Origin of the sequence: Psychrobacter sp., assembly GCF_035469765.1 — a bacterium.
GTDB lineage: Bacteria > Pseudomonadota > Gammaproteobacteria > Pseudomonadales > Moraxellaceae > Psychrobacter.
The window spans coordinates 1-2,319 of sequence record NZ_DATIRM010000364.1; the positions used below are offsets into that span (position 1 = coordinate 1).

A 2,319-nucleotide genomic window follows, 5' to 3' on the forward strand; every position below is an offset into this window, starting at 1 on the left:
ATCAGAGATAAACTCGAGATGTCCGCAATACATACAAGCGTAATATACTCCTGATTCTACCTGTTCAACCGCCTGATACTGCTTAGGAAAAAGTGGCAAACCATAACATGTGTCCTCAGGTGGATATAACAACAGACTAAAATTACCATCGGTTTCAAGCAAACCCGTACGAACCTGACCTAGATGTTCGACTCCCTGTTGGCGCATTTCTGCAAAAAACTCATCATGTGACATTTTCCCTTCTGCTATTTTATCGTGTACCAACATCCCATCTTCGACGATATATAAGGACTTCCCCTCTAGCAAATCTTCGAAAGGCTGATATTTCATCATACCCCATGTACAGAGCCGATAAAGTAATATCACCGTGCTCATGATTAATACCGCTTGGATAATCGGCAAATCTTCAGTAAACATCGGGTCACCTGCGATAGAACCGAGTGACAAGATGATGGTAAGCTCAAAGATGGATAGCTGACGAACGCCGCGCTTGCCGGTAAAGCGCAAAAATGAAATGATCAGCACAAACATGACAATGACACGTATCAATATCTCAGCAGCAAATGCCCATGTTGTGTCATGAATAAGAATACTTGCCCAATCCATATTTCTTCCCTTGTTATTATTTTTAATGATGGCATCAAAACCACTCTATCTAAAGCTGTTCTATTTTATGCAAAAACTCACTTACTGATTGTAGGAATTATTTTTGAAAGTCACATTGTATACACTGATTGCGTTAATAGCCTTTGCAGCAAACTCTCTGTTGTGTAGGATGGCATTAGCAGAGGGTTACATAGACGCTTTGAGCTTCACTATTGTTCGCCTATCAAGCGCTGCTGTCTGCTTGGGTATTATCATGGCAACTCAGTTCTACTACTTACGACATCGCACATCGAAACTTAGCCATCCTTTCAATGACAAGATATTAAGTGAAAAAGGGAGTTGGCTGAGTAGCATAAGCTTAGTTATTTATGCGCTGTGTTTTTCAATTGCCTATGTGGAGCTTGAGACTGGCACTGGGGCGCTGATTTTATTTTCAGCCGTTCAGCTCACCATGATTAGTTGGGGTATTTATAAAAAAGAAACCTTAAGCGCTGTGCAATGGGTTGCCTTTATTATTGCTATCGCAGGATTTGTATATTTGATGCTACCGTCGACCGCGATGCCCTCATTACTCGCTGCCATGCTGATGGCTGTCAGCGGCGTGGCATGGGGTACTTATAGTATACGCGGCAAGACCTGCGCCTCACCGCTGCGAGCCACAGGTTTTAATTTCATTAGAAGTCTGGTAGCGATACCTATATTGCTGGGCATTGGTTTTATATATCAAGGCAGTTTGGGCGTGCCGCTCATCCATATGGACAGTATCACCATGGAAGGAATATGGCTGGGATGTGCATCAGGAGCAGTTGCCTCTGGCATCGGCTATAGCATCTGGTATATAGCAATGCCTTTATTAAAAAACACCCAAGCGGCTGTTATACAGCTTTGTGTGCCTGTGCTTGCAGCGCTACTCGGCGTATTAGTGTTATCCGAGCCAATCACTTTAACTTTTATAGTAGCAAGCACTGTCATCTTGAGCGCAGTATTGGTCTTTATTTTAAATAAATAGCCATTAAACGTTCATTCTTAGACGAAAAAACACACCATCTTCTCTCACCTATCTGTTTTAGCCAGTTAAAGAAAATTGTTTACTTGCAAAATACATTCATAATACAACATATATAATATATTCATTATTTAGAATTTATTTATAGAAAATGGTCAATTTTCTACTGTTCATGAATAACATGGCAGGCTTCAGGAAGATGCGATATGATTCGTTTAAGCTATACCCTCAAATGTTGGGTATTGAGTGCTGCCTTTTTAATAGGGTTTTACACTATCGTCCTAACGAGCAATCCTGATTTTGCCAAATACAACTATATCTTGGCGGTCAGCACGCTACTATTTCCGATTGCTAAGCGGGCGATTGATGTTGTGACAGACTTTATCTCGCCTCATACCACGTTATTTAGTGGCATATTGTCTTCATTATTGATCAATGTCGCCATTTGGATTTTCACCCCTGTAATTGTGGCATTTATAGTATTTGTATTTTATGCCATGGGTATAAAATACGATGGCCATGCCTGTTGAGGAGTTTTTGAATACGCTTATTCTTATGAAACCGAGTCACTCGAGCATAGCTCTCGTCTTGCACTCGGGCAAAGCAGTGCTTTGCTTGATCCTCGCTCATATCCATGACAATCACACATTTGGTTTTAAGACTTGGAATTAGCGTATATTTGCACCATTGGTAGAATGTGCTGCTGT

The 2,319-nt window shown here is 41.1% G+C and carries 3 protein-coding genes; 2 read left to right on the top strand and 1 reads right to left on the bottom strand.

Translation table 11 applies throughout. The annotated features are described in order from the left end of the window. A partial coding sequence (locus VLN09_RS09965; protein ID WP_325246101.1) for a DUF421 domain-containing protein occupies positions 1-606 on the bottom strand: 606 nt, incomplete at its 3' end. Positions 607-709: 103 nt separating this feature from the next. Here VLN09_RS09965 and VLN09_RS09970 point away from each other — a divergent pair. Together VLN09_RS09970 and VLN09_RS09975 are read left to right on the top strand one after the other, a co-directional pair. Beyond that, positions 710-1,615 carry a DMT family transporter gene (locus tag VLN09_RS09970; protein WP_325246103.1) on the top strand — a complete coding sequence of 302 codons (906 nt, stop codon included), beginning with the start codon at positions 710-712 and terminating at the stop codon, positions 1,613-1,615. Positions 1,616-1,818: 203 nt separating this feature from the next. Then, entirely contained in the window at positions 1,819-2,142 is a 324-nt protein-coding gene (locus VLN09_RS09975; protein WP_325246105.1) for a hypothetical protein, read from the top strand. Positions 2,143-2,319: the final 177 nt, after the last annotated feature.

What these genes read in the sequence shown, in the direction of transcription:
- VLN09_RS09975 (WP_325246105.1), top strand. Translation starts at nt 1,819, where the DNA reads ATGATTCGTTTAAGCTATACCCTCAAATGTTGGGTATTGAGTGCTGCC.